The organism is Acidovorax sp. Root219 (genome assembly GCF_001428665.1).
GTDB lineage: Bacteria > Pseudomonadota > Gammaproteobacteria > Burkholderiales > Burkholderiaceae_C > Acidovorax.
Genome location: NZ_LMIJ01000010.1, coordinates 180,697 through 198,775, shown reverse-complemented (window position 1 = coordinate 198,775; position 18,079 = coordinate 180,697). Strand labels below are relative to the sequence as shown.

Annotated in this window: 14 protein-coding genes; 7 read left to right on the top strand and 7 right to left on the bottom strand. The window is 66.1% G+C overall.

All coding sequences use genetic code 11. From position 1 onward, the window contains the following. Genes ASE28_RS09260 through ASE28_RS09235 form a run of 6 tightly spaced genes read right to left on the bottom strand, consistent with a single transcriptional unit; the run spans window position 1 to window position 7,297 of the window. Window positions 1-1,980 (bottom strand): biotin carboxylase N-terminal domain-containing protein, encoded by a 1,980-nt coding sequence (locus ASE28_RS09260; protein ID WP_057266355.1) that lies wholly within the window; start codon window positions 1,978-1,980, stop codon window positions 1-3. Continuing rightward, window positions 1,977-2,792: an enoyl-CoA hydratase/isomerase family protein gene (locus ASE28_RS09255; RefSeq protein ID WP_057266354.1), complete on the bottom strand. Its 816-nt coding sequence runs from the start codon at window positions 2,790-2,792 to the stop codon at window positions 1,977-1,979. Before ASE28_RS09255 ends, ASE28_RS09260 begins: the two co-directional genes overlap by 4 nt. Before the next feature lie 14 nt (window positions 2,793-2,806). Beyond that, on the bottom strand, window positions 2,807-3,988 hold the full coding sequence (locus ASE28_RS09250) for an acyl-CoA dehydrogenase family protein (protein WP_057266353.1): 1,182 nt from the start codon (window positions 3,986-3,988) through the stop codon (window positions 2,807-2,809). Window positions 3,989-4,043: 55 nt separating this feature from the next. Next, window positions 4,044-5,657, bottom strand: coding sequence for an acyl-CoA carboxylase subunit beta (locus ASE28_RS09245; RefSeq protein WP_057266352.1), 1,614 nt, complete (start codon window positions 5,655-5,657; stop codon window positions 4,044-4,046). Beyond that, window positions 5,654-6,565, bottom strand: a complete 912-nt coding sequence (locus ASE28_RS09240; protein WP_057266351.1) for an SDR family oxidoreductase — start codon at window positions 6,563-6,565, stop codon at window positions 5,654-5,656. Before ASE28_RS09240 ends, ASE28_RS09245 begins: the two co-directional genes overlap by 4 nt. 3 nt (window positions 6,566-6,568) lie before the next feature. Then, window positions 6,569-7,297 (bottom strand): TetR family transcriptional regulator, encoded by a 729-nt coding sequence (locus ASE28_RS09235; protein WP_057266350.1) that lies wholly within the window; start codon window positions 7,295-7,297, stop codon window positions 6,569-6,571. A 313-nt stretch (window positions 7,298-7,610) separates the two neighbouring features. On the opposite strand from ASE28_RS09235, the gene ASE28_RS09230 reads away from it, so the two are divergent. Then, a complete protein-coding gene (locus tag ASE28_RS09230; RefSeq protein WP_057266349.1) occupies window positions 7,611-8,720 on the top strand; it encodes a carboxypeptidase regulatory-like domain-containing protein in 1,110 nt (369 codons plus the stop codon). On the opposite strand, the gene ASE28_RS32910 is transcribed toward ASE28_RS09230, so the two are convergent. After that, window positions 8,694-8,924: a hypothetical protein gene (locus ASE28_RS32910; protein WP_235516081.1), complete on the bottom strand. Its 231-nt coding sequence runs from the start codon at window positions 8,922-8,924 to the stop codon at window positions 8,694-8,696. The genes ASE28_RS09230 and ASE28_RS32910 overlap by 27 nt on opposite strands. Window positions 8,925-9,456: 532 nt before the next feature. Here ASE28_RS32910 and ASE28_RS09225 point away from each other — a divergent pair. The 6 genes from ASE28_RS09225 to ASE28_RS09200 all read left to right on the top strand — a co-directional run bounded on the left by ASE28_RS09225 (window position 9,457) and on the right by ASE28_RS09200 (window position 17,888). Beyond that, entirely contained in the window at window positions 9,457-10,773 is a 1,317-nt protein-coding gene (locus tag ASE28_RS09225; protein WP_057200062.1) for a M12 family metallo-peptidase, read from the top strand. A 166-nt stretch (window positions 10,774-10,939) separates the two neighbouring features. Next, window positions 10,940-11,548 carry a hypothetical protein gene (locus tag ASE28_RS09220; RefSeq protein ID WP_057266348.1) on the top strand — a complete coding sequence of 203 codons (609 nt, stop codon included), beginning with the start codon at window positions 10,940-10,942 and terminating at the stop codon, window positions 11,546-11,548. Continuing rightward, entirely contained in the window at window positions 11,545-13,305 is a 1,761-nt protein-coding gene (locus ASE28_RS09215) for a type I secretion system permease/ATPase (RefSeq protein WP_057266347.1), read from the top strand. The genes ASE28_RS09220 and ASE28_RS09215 overlap by 4 nt, the downstream gene beginning before the upstream one ends. A 19-nt stretch (window positions 13,306-13,324) precedes the next feature. Next, the gene (locus ASE28_RS09210; RefSeq protein WP_057266346.1) at window positions 13,325-15,079 is read left to right on the top strand and encodes a type I secretion system permease/ATPase; all 1,755 of its coding nucleotides are present in this window, start codon (window positions 13,325-13,327) and stop codon (window positions 15,077-15,079) included. 57 nt (window positions 15,080-15,136) lie between these two features. Then, on the top strand, window positions 15,137-16,498 hold the full coding sequence (locus tag ASE28_RS09205) for an HlyD family type I secretion periplasmic adaptor subunit (RefSeq protein WP_057266345.1): 1,362 nt from the start codon (window positions 15,137-15,139) through the stop codon (window positions 16,496-16,498). A gap of 4 nt (window positions 16,499-16,502) precedes the next feature. Beyond that, window positions 16,503-17,888, top strand: a complete 1,386-nt coding sequence (locus ASE28_RS09200; protein WP_057266344.1) for a TolC family outer membrane protein — start codon at window positions 16,503-16,505, stop codon at window positions 17,886-17,888. Window positions 17,889-18,079: the final 191 nt, after the last annotated feature.

Genomic DNA, 18,079 nt, shown 5'->3' with positions numbered 1-18,079 from the left:
TCAAGCCTCCTGCATGGCAAAGCGCGCCAGCACCTGGCCCGGCGCCACCTGCTGGCCCGGCGCCACCAGCAGCTCGGCCACCGTGGCTGCCGTGGGGCAGGCCAGGCTGTGTTCGAGCTTCATGGATTCGAGCACCACCACCGTGGCACCTGCCTGCAAGGCCTCGCCAGCAGAGACGGGCACCGCCACCACGCGCCCGTTGAAGGGGGCTCGCAGTTCGTTGGCACCGCCTGCCGCGCCTGCGCGCGCGGCCGGTTCCCAAGAGGCATCTTCCACCCAGCCCTCCACACCGCCGGCCTGCCAGTGCCATCGGTGCGGGCCCACTGCCGCCGTTCGCACAGCGTGTGTCACGCCCTCCATGGCGCATTGCACGCGCCCGTCGGGCAGCGGCGTGAGGTGCATGCCGACGGATGCCGGCTCGGTACCTTGTTGTTCAACGCGCAGCTGTCCAGGGCCCAGCTCCCGCACGGCCAGCGGCAGCACAACGCCCTGGTGGCGCAGCCGCATGGGGCGCGCAAAGCTGCAGGGCAGGGTGGTGGTGCGGGGCGGGAACAAGGCGGCCATGGCACTGGGCAGCAAGGCGGTCTGTTCCTGCAGGCGCAGTGCGGCGCGCAGTGCATCACCCTCCTGCGCGAGGAAGGGCACGCGTGCCTGCCCGGCGCGGAACTGCGGGTGTCCCAGGCACGTTGCCAGAAAGGCGCGGTTGCTGGGCAACCCGAGCAGCGCGGTTCCCTCCAACGCACGCACCAGTGCATCGATGGCTTCGCCGCGCGTGGCGGCATGCACGATGAGCTTGCCCAGCATGGCGTCGTAGTGGGGCGTGACCTCGGTGCCTTCCTCCAGCGCATGGTCAAAGCGCAACCCGCCCAAGAGCGCACGTTCGAAAGAGGTGGCCGACGGCGCGGCGAAGTGCAGCACGCGCCCGGTGTGAGGCGTGAAGTGCGCGTCTTCCGCACACAGCCGCACCTCGATGGCATGGCCTTGCAGTGCCACCTGGTGCTGCGCCAGCGGCAACGGCTCGCCACGTGCCACGCGGATCTGCCACTCCACCAGGTCCAGGCCGGTAAGCGCCTCGGTCACGGGGTGTTCCACCTGCAGGCGGGTATTCATCTCCATCAGGTAGAAGCTGCCTTGCTGGTCTGAATCGTCGAGCAGAAACTCAACGGTGCCGGCACCCACGTACCCTGCTGCCTGTGCCAGCGCAACGGCGCAGGCGCCCATGCGCTCACGCAGGGCCATGTCCACAGCGGGGCTCGGCGATTCTTCGATCAGTTTCTGGTGGCGCCGCTGCACCGAGCAATCGCGCTCGCCCAGGTGGATGCAGTGGCCCTGTGCATCGGCAAACACCTGCACCTCTACATGGCGCGGGTTGAGCAGTGCACGCTCGATCAGCAGGTCGCCATTGCCGAAGCCCGCCAGCGCTTCGGAGCGTGCGCTGGTCAGCGCTGCGTGCAACTGAACGGCTTCGGTCACCAGCCGCATGCCGCGCCCGCCGCCACCGGCCACGGCCTTGACCATCAGTGGAAAGCCGATGCGCGCGGCTTCTGTAGCAAAGCGCTCGTCGCTCTGGTCGTCCCCCGCGTAGCCCGGCAGGCAGGGCACGCCCTGCGCCTGTGCCAGCGCCTTGGCGCCGGCCTTGCTGCCCAGCGCGCGTATGGCGCTGGCCGATGGGCCAATCCACACCAGGCCCGCATCGGCAACAGCCTGCGCGAACTCTGCGTTCTCGCTGAGAAAGCCATAGCCCGGGTGAACGGCGTCCGCACCGGTGGCGCGTGCTGCCGCCAGCAGCTTGTCGATGCGCAGGTAGCTGTCGGCACTGGCGCTGCCGCCCAGCGCCAAGGCTTGCGTGGCCTCGCGCACATGCAGGGCATGGGCATCGGGCTCGGAGTACACGGCCACGGTGGCAATGCCCATGGCGTGTGCCGTGTGCACGATGCGCCTGGCAATCTCTCCGCGATTGGCAATCAGTATTTTTTTCATGCCGCAGGGTTCCAGGGTGGTGCCTTGCGGGCCGTGAAGGCGGCCAGCCCCTCGGATGCCTCCGGTCCACGCAGCGCGCGGGCAAACAGGTGGGCGGCATCGTCGAGCAGGGCGGGCAGCGGCAGGGCGCTCTGCACCTGCAGCAGCAGGTGTTTGGTGGCCGCAATGGCCTGGGGGGCGGTGGTGGCCAGGCGCTGAACGGCGGCCTGCACAGCGCCATCCATCGCGCCCTCGATGACTTCATCTACCAAACCCGCCTGCTGCGCGGCAACCGCCCCGCTGCGTATGCCCGACAGCAGCCAGCGCCGGGCCGCCGCAGGGCCGAGCCGCCGCACCAAGAACGGCGCAATCTGCGCGGGCATCAGCCCCAGCGTGACCTCGGGCGCGCCGAACTGGGCGCCCGCATCCGCCAGCACCAGGTCGCCACAGCAGACCAGGCCCAGGCCGCCGCCCATGGCCGCGCCTTCTACCGCGACCACCAGCCACTGGGGCAGGTCGCACAGCGCCTGCAGCAGGCTGCCGAAGCGGCGGTTGAGTGGCACCAGCGGGTCGGGCACCCCGGCATCGAGCGGCTGGCCGATGGCCTTGGCAAAGCCGCCCAGGCTGCCGCCTGCGCAGAAATGCCCGCCTGCGCCGCGCAGCACCACACCGCGCAGTGCGGTGTCGCTCTGGGCGCGTGTGCAGGCGTTCAGCAGAGCGTCCACCAGGGCATCGGTCAGCGCATTGCGGCTGGCCGGGTCGTTCAGGGTCCAGGTCTCGCAGAAAAGGCCGGTACCCAGCGGTGCGCGGTCGATCAGCAGGGCGTCGTGCATGCTCGGGCCTGCTTTCAGTGGGCCGTGGGCCGCTTGGCAATGCCCATGGTCTTGGCGAGGATGCCCAGCATCACCTCGTCGGCCCCGCCGCCGATGGAGGCCAGGCGCCCATCGCGGTACATGCGCGAGACCTTGTTCTCCAGCGTGAAGCCCATGCCGCCCCAGAACTGCAGGCAGGTGTCGGGCACCTCGCGGTTCAGCCGGCCGGCCTTGAGCTTGGCCATGGAGGCGAGTTCCAGCACGTCCTGCCCGCCCACATAGAGCTCGCAGGCGCGGTAGGTCAGCGCGCGCAGGGCCTCCACCTCGGTCTTGAGCTCGGCCAGCTTGAACTGCACCCATTGCTGATCGGCCAGCGCACCGCCAAAGAGCTTGCGCTCCTGTGCCCATTCGATGGTCCAGCCGATGCAATTGTTCAGCGCCTCCAGCGTGCTGGAGGCGCACCACAGCCGTTCTTCCTGGAACTGCTGCATCTGGTAGATGAAGCCCTGGCCTTCAGCGCCAATGCGGTAGCGCTGCGGCACGCGCACCTCGTCGAAGTAGAGCAGGCCCGTATCGCTGCTGTGCATGCCGATCTTGCGGATCTTCTGCGCCACCTCCACGCCCTTGGTGAGCCGGCCGCCAGGGCCGTCGCGCAGGGGCACCATCACCAGGCTCTTGTTGCGGTGTACGGGGCCTTCGCCGGTGTTGACCAGCATGCACATCCAGTCGGCCTGCAGGCTGTTGGTGATCCACATCTTCTGGCCGCTGATCACATAGTCGTCACCATCCTTGCGCGCCGTGGTCTTGATGCCCGATACATCGCTGCCCGCAGCAGGCTCGCTCACGCCGATGCAGCCCACCGTGTCGCCCGCAATGGCAGGGGCCAGAAAGTCGCGCTTGAGCTCCTCGCTGCCGTGGCGCGCCAGTGCCGGGGTGCACATGTCGGTCTGCACACCGATGGCCATGGGCACACCGCCGCAGTGCACGTGGCCCAGCGTCTCGGCCATGGCCACAGAGTAGGAGTAGTCCAGACCCGAGCCGCCGTACTCCTCGGGCTTGCACAGGCCCAGCAGCCCGAGCTTGCCCATCTTCTTGAAGACCTCGTGCGCGGGGAAGATCTCGGCCGCCTCCCATTCGTCCACATGGGGGTTGATCTCCTCGTCAATGAAGCGCTTGAGGGTCTTCTGGATCTCGCGGTGCTCGTGCGTGAACTGCATGGTTTGTCTCCGTTGATTTTTGTGTGGACCAGTGCAAGAGGAAGGGAAAGCGCGTCTACATGCGGGCGACCCCGAACTGCATGGGGTGAAGGCTGCGCGCCTGTGCGTCGGCGCAGGTGGCTAGGCACAGGGCCAGCACGGCGCGGGTGTCGCGCGGGTCGATCACTCCGTCGTCCAGCAGCAGGCCGCTGGTGTAGAAGGCATCGGCCTGGGCCTCGAACATGGCCACGATCTTGTCGAACTGGGCCTGCGACTCGGCCGGATCGGGCGTGATGCCTTTGCGCGCCAGCGCTGCCTCGGTCACGATCTGCATGGTGCGTGCGGCCTGCTCGCCGCCCATCACGGCGGTCTTGGCGCCAGGCCAGCTGAACAGGAAGCGCGGTGCATAACCGCGCCCGCACATGCCGTAGTTGCCAGCGCCAAAGCTGGCGCCGCACTGGATGGTGATCTGCGGCACCGTGGCATTGGCCACGGCCTGGATCATCTTGCTGCCGTGCTTGATCATGCCGCCCCGTTCGCTGTCCTTGCCCACCATGTAGCCCGTGGTGTTCTGCAAGTAGATGATGGGGTGGCCCAGCTGGCACATCCACTGGATGAAGTGTGCCGCCTTGTTGGCGCCGGCCACGTCGATGGGGCCGTTGTTGGTGATGAAGCCCACGGGGCGGCCATCGATGCGCGCCTGCGCGCATACCGTCGCCATGCCGTAGCGTGCCTTGAATTCGAGCAGTTCGGAGCCATCGACGAGGCGCGCGATCACTTCGCGCATGTCCACGGGCTGGCGCAGGTCGTCGGGCATCAGGGCCAGCAGGTCATCAGCAGCCAGCGTCGGGCCTGGGGCCGCAGACGTTGAAGCAGGGTTCGCCCATCCCGATGCCTCGACGATGGCGCGCGCCATGCCAATGGCCTCGCGGTCATCCAGTGCCAGGTATTCGCCCAGGCCCGAGATGCTGGTGTGCATCTCGGCACCGCCCAGCTCCTCCTCGGTGGCGATCTCTCCCGTGGCAGCCTTGAGCAACGGCGGCCCGGCCAGGAAGGCGCGCGAGCGGCCCTGCACCATGATCACCACGTCCGACAGGCCGGGCATGTAGGCCCCACCTGCCGTTCCCGAGCCATGCTGCACGGTGATCACCGGGATGCCGGCTGCCGAGAGCCGCGCCAGGTTGCGAAACAGGCTGCCGCCATGCACGAAGCCCTCGACCCGGTAACGCATGAGGTTGGCCCCCGCGCTTTCGACCAGGTGCACGAAGGGCAGGCGATTCTGTAGCGCGATCTCCTGCACGCGCAGGATCTTGTCGAGGCCCATGGGCTGGATGGCGCCCGCCTCGATGCCAGAATCGCTGGCCACCACCATGCAGCGCACGCCCGACACCGTGCCGATGCCTGCGAGGATGCCGCCGCCGGGGACGGATTTGGCCGGGTCTTTCGTGTCCTGCAGATAGCCTGCCAGCGTGGCCAAGGGCAGCCAGGGCGCGCCCGCATCGAGCAGCAGCGCCACGCGCTGGCGTGGCAGCAACTGGCCGCGTTTCTCGAACTGCGGCAGCGAGCGGGCCGAGGCGGCCGCAGCGCGGTCTTCGAGGGCGCTCAGGGCGTCCAGGCGCGCCAGTTTGGCACTGCGCCGCCGCTGCACGTCGGGAGCGGCGGCATTGAACCGGGAGGCGAAAGCCGTCATGGCGCTGCCTCCGGGGGCTGTTGCTGCTGCTCTGCAAACACGCGCGGCACCTGCGCGCGGTGAAAGCCCTCGAATGGCAGCACGGCAGGCCGCTGCTGGGTGGGCGCATCGGGCACCTGCATGGGCCAGCCCAGGCGCGCCTGGGGCCGTGCGCCATCGACGCGCAAGGTGGTGCCGCTGATGAAGCTGGCCGCAGGGCTGAGCAAAAAGACGATGGCTGCCGAGACCTCGGCTTCGGTGCCAAAGCGCCCCTGCGGCACCGTGTGGCGCATGGCGCGCAGCATGTCGGCGGCGGCGGGCGGGTAGTTGTCCATGCCGCTCGATGCGATGTAGCCGGGCGCCACCGCGTTCACGCGCACGCCGCTGCCGGCCCATTCGAGCGCAGCGGTTTCGGTGAAGCTGACCATGCCGGCGCGCGCTGCGCCGCTGTGCCCCATGCCAGGCATGGAGCCCCACATGTCGGCCACGATGTTGACGATGCTGCCGCCCTGGGCCTGCATCCACTGCCGGTGGCACTCGCGCGCCATCAGGAAGCCGCCGGTGAGGTTGGTGTTCAGCACCGCCTCCCAGCCCTTGGCGGAGATGCTTGCCAGCGGCGCCATGAACTGGCCGCCCGCGTTGTTCACCAGCGCATCGATGCGGCCATGCTCCGCCAGGGCCTGCTGCACCACGATGGCCACGGCCTCTTCGGAGCGGATGTCGCAGGCATGCCAGGAGGCCCGCCCGCCGTCCGCCGTGATCTCGGCCTGCACCGCCTGCAGCTTGTCGGCCTTGCGCCCGACCAGCACCACCTGCGCACCCAGCCGCGCCAGCTCGTGCGCCGTGCAGCGGCCTATGCCCGAGCCGCCGCCGGTGACGATCACCACCTGCCCCACGAGCAGGCCTGGTGCGAACACGCTCTGGTACATGGCTCATGCCTCCCGTATGAACAATGCGAGCGCTTCGCCGGTCAACTCGTCCAGCGACTTGCCACCCTTGGGGGCAAACCACTGCACGGCCCAGTTCAGTGCGCCGAAAAGGAACAGGCGCGCCACGCCCGGGGTGGCCTGCAGTGCGCCCTGCCGTGACAGGGTTTCGAGCGTGGGCATCCAGGCGGCTTCGTAGGCGTCCTTGACGCGGGCGATCCCCTTGCGTTGCGCGGGCGTCAGCGAGCGCCATTCGTACAGCATCACCGGGATGAAGCCGCTGCGCGGGCCGAGCAGTATCTCGAAATGGTGGCGGATCAGCACCTGGAGCTGCTCGCGCGGCGAGGCGTCGAGGGGCAGGGCGGCCAGCGCCTGCTGCTGGCTTTGCAGGGCCATGACCATGCCTTCGTTCATGACCGCGTGGAGCAAGGCGCCCTTGCTTTCGAAGTGGTAGAAGGGCGAGCCGCTGTGCATGCCCGCCGCCGCAGCGATGTCGCGCGTGGTGGTGGCCGCAAAGCCCTTGGTCAGGAACAGCCTGGCCGCGCCGTCCATGAGCTTGCGGCGGCGGTTGCCGTCATCCACTTCTTCGGCGGTCTTGCGCGGGCGGCCGCGCGGGCGCCGGGGTTCTTCTGCCACCCCGACGGCGGTTTTGCGGATGCGGGCGGCAGGCGTGGTAGGGGCTTCAGGAGGGCGGGGAGGCAAGGGACGTTTGCGCCGGACAGCGGGGGTTTCCATGCTCTGCACAATAGCAAAACACTTTATTTTTAGCAAGCAAGTGCTTTGTAAAAATAACGGATCAGGTTGTTGGCGTTCGTGGTTCCGGTGTATGGACAGAGTGCACGGACGAAGCCCACAAAATTGTTCCCAATCGTTGATTCACCCATCAAGTTGAAACAGGCCGCGCTGCAAAAATGGCGGTTTTTGCGAAATCTGTCGCGCTTTGTCGGTTTAATGTTTGTAAAAGTGTTCTTTTGCGCATTGGCGGTGATTTGGCACGGCGGCAGTTATCCCCTACGCTCCGCGGTCAATTCAACGAGAGGCTGGTTTCATGAACACATACGGCATTGCCCGCTGGGCGCGTTGCGCAGTGGTCGCCGCGTCCGCAGCCCTGGCGCTTGGTGCGCAGGCACAGGTCATCGATTTCTCCGGCACGCGTGGCGCGGGCGTCAACCAGACGGACGTGCTGCTGGAAAACCTGCGCCTGCTGGTGCCGGTGCCCAACCCGCAGCAGCCGGGCACCACGACCACGGTGGAATCCAACTACAACATCCTGTTCCGCTTCGACCCTGCCACCTTGCACCTGGTGCCGGTGGGGCTGCAGCAGACCGGCGGGTCGGGCTCGGTGCAGTGCGCCACGGCCCAGGTGACGGTGTTCGATGCGTTGCGGGGCGCGAACCAGCCCCTGGCCAATGCGTCGGTGACGCTGGGCACGCGCTCGGCCACCACCAATGCACAGGGCGTGGCCTCTTTCGCGGGGCTGGCACAAGGTTTCTTCACCGTGACCACCACGGCGCCCAACTATTCGCCCGCCAACCAGACGGTGCTGCTCAACTGCTCCGCCCCCAACCAGGTGGCGGTGGCCCTGTCGCCAGCCAGCGGCAGCGCGGGCGGGCTGGCTGCCGGCCAGTTCCGCACCATCCTGACCTGGGGTGAGAACCCGCGCGATCTGGATTCGCACCTGACGGGCCCGGCTGCTAGCGCCAATTCGCGCTGGCATGTGTACTTTGGCGCCAAGACATCCGGCGACATGTGCGCGCTCGATGTGGATGACATCTCGTCCTATGGCCCGGAAACGGTGACCTGCCCGCCCACGGCCAGCGCAGCCAGCGCGCTGCGCCCGGGCGTCTACCGCTATTCGGTGCACCACTATGCGGGCTCTGGCAACCTCGGCACGTCGAATGCCAACGTGCGGCTGGAGCTTTCCAATGGGCAGGCCTATACCTTCACGCCCCCGGCCGCACCCTATACCGGCTCCAACAATGTCTGGACGGTGTATGAGCTGACGGTGCTGGCCGATGGGTCGGTGGGCGTGGCGCCGGTCAATTCGGTGATGGCGAACGTATCGTCTAGCAGCGTGGCCCGCGAACTGCCGATTGCCGAAGGCACCGGCCTGGGCCAGGCGGAGAGCCCTTCAGTGTTCCGGAACCTGGCGAAATAACTGCGCAGGCAGACGCCGCAAGGCGCTTGAAGTGTCCGCGTCCTGCCCAATTCGAGCCCCGGCACCCAAGGTGCCGGGGCTTTTTGCATTGCGTCGCGATTGTCTGAGGGGTGACAGATTGTTCTTCGCAACCATGTGGCTCTTCGCCAGGTTTGCAATGCTTTTGATAGCGATGGAGGCAATTTCGGCGAAGTCTTCCAGCAATTTGGCCCTGCTTTTGAGCCCTATGGGTTAGCCTGGCTCACAATCCGTAGTGCCCGTTTAACAGAGACATTTGCAGGGTTAATGCGGCGGCACGCTGGCCACGGTGATAACGTAAGCGCATGAATACACCGAACCAAACCCCTACGCCTTCGCCCTCCGGTCTGGACCCCCAAAAGGTACGCGCAGATCTGGAGAACCTGTTTCGCCAGGCTGTGCCGCAGCCGGGCAAGCCTTCTGCCGACAAGCCCGCAGGCAAGTAAGGCACCGAAAACCGCATTCACGCCGCCCATCCGCCTTGCGGATGGGCGGCGTTTGCTTTGGTGGTCTGCACTCCGGTGGGTGATAACTTCGCTGCACCACCGGATGGTGATCATTGGTTTTCTGTATCAACGGCGTGTGGGCGCCGGTGATACAGTGGTGCAGCGATTCACCCTGCGGCCAGATCCTGCCTTTTCACACTGACTTGCTGCCTGCTTCACGGCGGGCTGGGGCGGTTTTGGAAGGAGATGACCACACGCAAGAAAGCCCTGCCATGGCCAACGTCTCCGATCTCCAGCGCATCGTGTACTCCGGCAACCCGCAGGCCGATGCCCTGCTGGACAACCCGTCGCCGTGGAACTTCTTCCCCGATGGCCGCAAGGTGCTTTACTACACGTTTGACGCAAGCCCCGGCAGCGTGGCGGCTTCCGATGCGGGGCGTCCGATCACGGCATTCAACACAGCGCAGCAGCAGGCCACCCGGCAGATACTGCAGCATGCGGCGGCGGTCACGGGCATCGTGTTCACCGAGGTGGGCAGCTCGGCCCAGGCGGACCTCCATTTTGTTGCGACGAATATCCCGGGGGCATCGACGGCGGGATTGGCATCGACGTTCTACAACTACAGCTACAACGGCAGCCAGACGCTGACCCAGCTGAATGCGGAGTCGGTGGTGTACCTGGACAACGTGGAGCATGCCGGCATCAACAACCAGCCCACGGCGGGCGGTGCCGGCTACGAGGTGCTGCTGCACGAGGTAGGGCATGCGCTGGGGCTGGCGCACCCGTTCGACTCCTCGCGGCCGTTGCCATCGGCGCAGGACAACACCAACAACACCGTCATGTCGTACACACGTGCTGGCCCCTACAAGACCACGTTCCAGGCATTTGATCTACTGGCGCTGGACTGGATCTACGGGCGCGATGGCCTGGGCGGGACCTGGGGCATGAATTCCACGAACGGCCCGACGCTGAACTTCGCCAGCCAGCCCAGTGGTACTGCGGGGCCGGACGTGCTTACCAGCACGCAGGCCAGCGAGACATTCAACGGTGCGGGAGGTGTAGACACCTTGGTGGCCCACGGCGCGCGCAGCGGCTACTCGCTCACCCGCAAGGATGGTGGCTGGCAACTGGTGGATGGCACTGCGGGCCGCGATGGTACGGACACCTTGGTGCAGATCGAGCGCGTGCGCTTTTCGGACCGCTCGGTGGCGCTGGACCTGGATGGCGCGGCGGGCACGACGGCGCGCCTGCTGGGGGCGCTGGTCGGTCCGGCAGGGTTGGGCAGCCGCGAACTTGTGGGGGCGGTGCTCGGTGTGGTGGATTCGGGCACGTCGCAGCTGCAACTGGCGCAACTGGGCCTGAATGCGGTGCTGGGTGCTTCGGCAACGCCGGAGCAGGTGGTGGTACTGCTGTTCGGCAACGTGGTGGGGGCGTCGGCCGACGCCGCCACGGTGCAGTCGCTGGCCGGCCTGATCAGATCGGGTACCTACACCAATGCCTCGTTCACGGTGGCAGTGGCCAACCTGGACATCAATGCGACCCATATCGACCTGGTGGGGCTGAGCACACGGGGGCTCGACTACGTCTGACCACGCCGGGCGCTCGATGCCCTGACGCTGGGTTTTTCTCCGCCCAGGGTGGCGTGTGCCTGGGCTGCATCTTCTATTGACTGTGATTCAGGTCACTCCGGCGCGGCGAGTGCCTTTGGTTGGGGGAGAAAAATTCATATAGGAACTGCTACACTCCGCTCCCTATATGAATTCCCTCCTGCGCATTCCGCTCAACGCCACGCCCGACCAGGTGGGGCGGCTGCGTGCATTGCAGACGGGATTTGCCAATGTCTGCAATGCGCTGGCACCGGTCGTGCAGCAGACGCGGGTGTGGAACCGGGTGGCGCTGCATCACCTGACGTACAGGCAGTTGCGCGAGCAGTTTCCCGAGATGGGGTCGCAAATGGTGTGCAACGCCATCTATTCTGTGTCCCGCACCGGGCGCCTGATTTTTCAGCACCCCGCCAGTCCCTTCAATCTGGCGCGCCTGGGCGACAAGCCGCTGCCCCTGCTGCAATTCGCAGACACCTGCCCGGTGTATTTCGACCGCCACACCTTGAGCGTCAAGGGCGGGCAGCTGTCCATGTTCACGCTGGATGGACGCATGCGCTTCGAGTTGGCGCTGCGTCCGGAGGACGAGGCGAGCTTTCACGAACGCAAGCTGCGCGAGATCGTCCTGTCGCAGCGGGCCGACGGCGTCTATGAACTGTCCTTTTTGCTGGGCAGCGAGTCCGACGGCGCTGCACCAGCGCCCGACCAGGCCCTGCCCGACGGCGAGATCCCCGAATACATCATGGTCCACGAGACAGTATGAAACCCAACCTCCCTCCCTCTGAACTGCGTCAGGCGATTTCCTCGCTGAGGCCCTTTTTCGTGCGCTCCGGCTGGTTCAGCGTCTTCTCCAGTCTGCTGGTGCTGGCGCCTTCTGTGTACATGCTGGAAGTCTATGACCGGGTGGTGAACACGCGCAACCACCTTACGCTGGTGATGCTCACGCTGCTGGTGCTGGGGGCCTACGTGCTGATGGAGGTGCTGGAATGGGCGCGCAGTGAGGTGATGCGCTCTGCCAGCGTAGAGCTCGACCACCGCATGAGCGGGCGTGTCTTCGGCGCCATCTTCGAAGCCAGCCTCAAGCGCCTGCCCGGGGGGTCTCAGCAGCCGCTCAATGACTTCCGTATGGTGCGCGACTTCCTGTACTCGCCAGCACTGCTGGCCGTGATGGAAGCACCCATCGCGCTGGTGATGATGGTGCTCCTGTTCATGATCAGCCCGGTGCTGGGCTGGGCGGCGCTCGCCTTCGGGATATTGCAGGTGATCGTGGCCTGGTTCAACGAACGTGCCACCAAGCCGCCGCTGATGCAGGCCAATGGCAGCTCGATTGCTGCGCAGCAATACGCCGACGGCGCACTGCGCAATGCCGAGGTGATCGAGTCCATGGGCATGCTGCGCGACACGCACAAGCGCTGGCAGAACAAGCAGCGTGATTTCCTGCGCCTGCAGGCGCTGGCATCGGAGCGCGCAGGCGGCTTTCAGGCGCTCTCCAAGTTCGTGCAGAACACCTTGAGTTCGCTGCTGCTGGGGCTGGGTGCCTGGCTGCTTTTGCGCAACGAACTCAATGGCGGCGCGGGGATGATGATCGTCGCGTCCATCCTGGGCGGGCGCATGCTGGCCCCTTTGGTCCAGGTGGTGACGCAGTGGCAGACGGTCGTGAACGTGCGGGATGCCTGGATGCGGTTGGACCAGTTGCTGACAGCCCTGCCTGCTGCTTCAGTGAACATGGCCCTGCCTGCGCCTCGGGGCGCGCTCCAGGTCGAGCAACTGATTGCATCGGCGCCTGGCAACCCTGCCCATATCCTGCGTGGAGTGGCGTTCGCATTGAATCCCGGCGAAGTTCTGGTGGTGGTGGGGCCATCGGCCTCGGGCAAGACCACGCTGGCCCGCTTGCTGGTGGGCTTGTGGCCTGCGGCCGGGGGCAAGGTGCGGCTCGATGGCGCTGACGTGTACACCTGGAACAAGGCGGAACTGGGCCCGTACATGGGCTATCTGCCCCAAGGCGTGGAACTGTTCGAGGGCACGTTGGCCGAGAACATCGCCCGGTTTGGCAAGGTCGATATGGTCAAGGTGGAAGCTGCCGCCCGCGCGGTCGGCCTGCACGAGTTCATCCTTTCCCTGCCGCACGGCTACGACAACCCCGTGGGCTCCGATGGTGCCCGGTTATCGGGTGGCCAGCGCCAGCGTGTGGGGCTGGCCCGCGCACTGTACGACGACCCGGTGTTCGTGGTGCTGGACGAACCCAATTCCAGTCTCGACGAACAGGGCGATGCGGCGCTGGCGCAGGCCATCCAGGCGGCCAAGGCGCGCGGCACCACCTTCGTCATCATGACCCACCGCACCAGCGTGCTGGCCGTGGCCGACAAGATGCTGGTGCTGCGCGACGGGCTGCAGCAGGTCTTCGGACCGCGCGACGAGGTCATTGCTGCCTTGAACCAGGCTGCACAACAGCAGGCCCAGCCGGCACAAGCACGGCAGGCAACGCCGCAAGGTTCGGCGCCTGCGCTGGCTGCATCCTGATATCCACGCGAGTCCATTCATGAAGAAAACTGGTTTTTTCCACCGCAGCGAGCTCACCGAGGCGCTGTGGACCTTCCGGCGGGAGTTCATCGTGGTTGGCATCTTCAGCATGGTGGCCAATGTGCTCATGCTGGCGCCCACCATGTACATGCTGCAGGTCTTTGACCGCGTCATGTCCAGCCGCAGCGAGCTGACCTTGATCGTCATGTCGCTCATCACGCTGTTCTTTTTCATCGTGATGGCGTTTGCCGAGTGGATGCGATCGCGCGTGCTCGTGCATGCCGGCCTGCGCCTGGATGGGGTGCTCAGCACCCGCGTCTTCAACGCCAGTTTCGAGGCCCGCCTGAGCCAGACCGGGGCCTCGGTGGTGCGCGCATTCACCGACCTCATCCAGATCCGCCAGTTCCTCACGGGCAATGGCATTTTGGCGTTCTTCGACATTCCGTGGGCTCCTATCTACCTGGCCGTGCTGTTCTTTCTGCACCCCGTGCTGGGCTATGCGGCACTGGTCTTCGCCGCGATCCAGGGTGCGTTGGCATGGTTTGGCCACCGCCACACCGTAGCGCCATCGGAAGCCGCATCCAAGGCCACATCGGAGTCGGGTGCCTATCTGCAAAGCAAGCTGCGCAATGCGGAGGCGCTGGAGTCCATGGGCATGGTGCACAACCTGCGCCCCCACTGGGCCAAGCGCCATGCCAAGGCTCTGGAGCTGCATGGCCAGGCCCAGGCGCTCACGCACCGTATCAGTGCCTGGAGCAAGCTCATCCGCTACAGCCAGCAGTCGCTTGCACTCGGTATTGGCGCTTTGCTGGTGATTGACGGCCAGCTGTCGCCAGGGGGCATGATTGCCGCCAACGTGCTCATGGGGCGTGCACTGGCGCCTATCGACATGCTGGTCAGCACCTGGCGCAGCTTCATCGGTGCGCGCAGCGCTTTCGAGCGCCTGGAGGATCTGCTGCGCACACACCCCGAGCGTGATGCGGCACTGTCTCGTGTTGCGCCCAAGGGGGATGTTGTGGTGCGCGGGCTGGTGGCAACGGCCCCCGGTCGGCCGCTGCCCATTCTCAAGGGCGTGAGTACGGCAGCCCCAGCGGGAACGGTGACCGTGGTCCTGGGCCCTTCGGGGTCGGGCAAGTCCACCCTGGCGCGCTGCCTGATGGGCATCTGGCCCGGTGCGTCGGGCGAGGTGCTGCTCGATGGTTTGCCCATCGATGGCTGGGACCGCATGGAACTGGGGCCGTACCTGGGCTACCTGCCGCAGGACATCGAGCTCTTTGAGGGCTCCATTGCCGAGAACATTGCGCGCTTCGGGCAGGTCGACCCCGAAAAAGTCATTGCCGCAGCGCGCAGCGCGGGCCTGCACGAAATGATCCTGCGCTTTCCCAAGGGCTATGACACGCCCATCGGCGAGGCGGGCAATCTCCTCTCCGGCGGCCAGCGCCAACGCGTGGGCCTGGCGCGGGCCATGTATGGCGACCCGGTGATGGTGGTGCTCGATGAACCCAACGCCAATCTGGACGACGTGGGCGAAGCCGCCCTGGTTCGCGCGGTGCAGGAACTCAAGTCCAAGGGGTGCACGGTATTCCTGATCACGCACCGGCCCGGGATCCTGGCCGTTGCAGACCGGCTGCTGGTCCTTCAGGACGGCGCGGTGGTGGCCGACGGGCCGCGTGACGCGGTGCTGGACGCCCTGCGCGCGGGCCATGCTGCCGCCGCTGCGCAGCCTTCGCCTCCGGCTGCGACCTCGGGCGGGCTGCAGCCCGTGCCCGCATGAGCGCGGCGCCAACGCTGCACTTCGTTTTATTGATGCCTCTTTCTGTCGGATACTGACATGGTCAAATCATTGTTTCCTTTGAATAAGAAGCCGGATCCATCGCTGGACGGCAACGACGCCGTGGCGCTTCCCGCAGCCGGGGACTCCGGCCGTGCCGGGCGCATGGGCTTGTGGGCGCTGGCCATCGGTTTTGGCGGGTTCCTGCTGTGGGCATCTCTGGCACCGCTGGACGAAGGGGTGCCGGCTGCCGGTATCGTTGCCATCGATACCAAGCGCAAGGCGGTACAGCACCTGAGTGGCGGCATCGTCAAGGAGGTGCTGGTGCGCGAAGGCGATGAGGTGAAGGAAGGCCAGTTGCTGATCCGCCTGGACTCGGCCGTGGCGCGGGCCAACTACGAGTCCGTGCGCCAACGCTACCTGGGACTGCGCGCCATGCAGGGGCGCCTGCTCGCAGAGCAGGGCGGCCTGGCCAGTATCAGCTTCCATGCCGACCTGCAGGCCGCAGGCTCCGACCCGCTGATCCGCCAGCAGATGCAGAACCAGGAACAGCTGTTCATGACGCGGCGCAGCCTGCTGCGTTCCGACCTGCAATCCATTGAGGAAAGCATCCAGGGCCAGGAAGGCCTGCTGCAGGCCTATGACGGCATGCTGGCCAGCCGCAAGAGCCAGTTGTCGCTGATCAATGAAGAGTTGGGCAATCTGCGTGGCCTGGTCAAGGAAGGCTATGCACCACGCAACCGCCAGCTGGAGATGGAGCGCATGGTCGCCGACTCCACGACGGGGATTGCCGATCTTCAGGGCAATACCATCCGTGCGCGCCGCACCATTGGTGAGTTGCGCCAGCGCGCCCTTTCGCGCCAGCAGGAATACCGCAAGGAAGTCGAAAGCAGTCTGGCTGAAGTGAGCCGCGAAGTGCTCTCGGACAATGAAAAGCTGCATGCCGTCACCGACGACCTGGGGCGCACCGAGATCAAGGCACCAGCCTCTGGCCAGGTGGTGAGTCTGGCCATCCAGACCGTGGGCGGTGTGATTGCACCCGGGCAAAAGCTCATGGACATCGTGCCCAAGGATGCCTCGCTGCTGCTGGAGGCGCACGTGGCCCCGCACCTGATTGACCGCGTGCATTCCGAGCTGCCGGTGGATGTGCGGTTCTCGTCCTTTGCCCACTCGCCCCAGTTGGTGGTGAACGGCAAGGTGGTGTCCATCTCCGCCGACCTGCTGGCCGAACCGCAGACCAATGTGAGCTACTACCTGGCGCGCATCCAGGTGACGCCGGAAGGCATGAAGAAGCTGGGCAAGCGCCAGTTGCAGCCCGGCATGCCTGTGGAGGTCATCTTCAAGACTGGTGAACGCTCGATGCTGACCTATCTGCTGCACCCGCTGACCAAGCGGCTGGCGGCGTCCATGACCGAGGAGTGATGCAATGACTTTGCAATATGCCATCCTGCCTGCGGGCTGCGCCCGGCGCGGATATGCATCCCGCCTGACCTGCATGGCCGCTGCCGTGGCCGGGCTGCTGGCGGCCGCGCCCGCCTGGTCCATCGACCTGCGCCAGGCCTATGAGGCCGCGCTGGCCAATGATGCGACCATCCGCTCCTCGCGTGCCGCGGCCGATGCCAACCGCGAACAACTGCCCCAGGCGAAGGCGCAGCGGCTGCCCAACGTTTCTTTCTCTGCGGGCCGCAACAAGAACGACCTCACCAGCGAAACCCAGAACATTCTGGGTCAGCCGGTCACGACAGATAACAAGTACTACAGCGGCAACCAGGGGCTGACCATTCGCCAGCCGCTGTACCGCCCGTTCATCGGCGCGCTGGTCAAGCAGGCCGAGGCGGTGGTGAAGGATGCAGATGCCACGCTGGAAAGCGCCGAGCAGAGTCTCGTGGTGCGTGTGGGCGAAGCCTACTTCGAAGCCCTGCTGGCCGAGGAGCAACTCGCTCTTGTCAGCTCGCAGAAAAGCACCTACACCACCCAGCTCGATGCGGCCAAGAAGGGCTTTGCGGCAGGCAGTGGCACGCGCACCGACATCGACGAGGCCCAGGCCCGGCTGGACCTGACCTATGCGCAGGAGCTCGAAGTCCAGCAGAACGTGGAGTTCACCCGCCGCAAGCTGGAGACCATCACGGGGCAGCCCTTGGGAACCCTAGCGCGGCTGGATCTGGCGCGTTTCACGCCAGGGGCGCCCACCCCCAGCCTGGTGGAAGACTGGATTGCCCGTGCCGAGCAGGCCAGCCCTGATGTGAAGGCCCTGCGAGCGCGGCTGGAGGCCTCGACCTTCGAGATCGACAAGGCCAAGGCCGGGCACAAGCCTACACTGGACGCGGTGGCGCAGTGGTCGCGCAACAGCAGCGACAGCGTGACCAACGTGAATTCGCGCTATGACAACAAGTCCATAGGCTTGCAACTGACCGTTCCGATCTATTCCGGTGGCTATGTCAACTCCACGGTGCGCCAGGCGGTCGCCAGTGCAGAGCGGGCCCGTGAGCTGCTGGAGGCCACGCGCCTGGACCTGAGCGTGCGGGTGCACCGCGAATTTCGCGGCATGACCGAGGGCGTACTGCGCATCAGTGCCCTGGAGCAGGCCGTGCGCTCGGCCGAGCAGGCCGTGCTGTCCAACCAGATGTCGTTCAAGGCCGGCGCCCGCACCACGCTCGACGTGCTGAACGCCGAGCAGCAAAAGACCACTGCGCTGCGCGATCTGGCCCAGGCCCGCTATCTGTACGTGGCCTCCCGCCTGCGCCTGCAGTCCCTGGCGGGGGATGAGCGTGCGGCCAGCGTATCGGAAATCAATGCCTGGCTGGCCCTCTGACCCGCAGCCGTAGCCCCGCAAATGCCTCGCTTGCCTGCCTTCCCTGGCGAGTGGGCGAGGTTCCTCGCGGCGTGCCTCATCCGAAGCGAGACGCATTTCTATTGTCTGGTGCCCGGACGGATTGTGTGACCGGCGGCACGCCGGGGTACATGAGGTTACGCAACGACACGGTCCCTGCAGTTACGATTGGC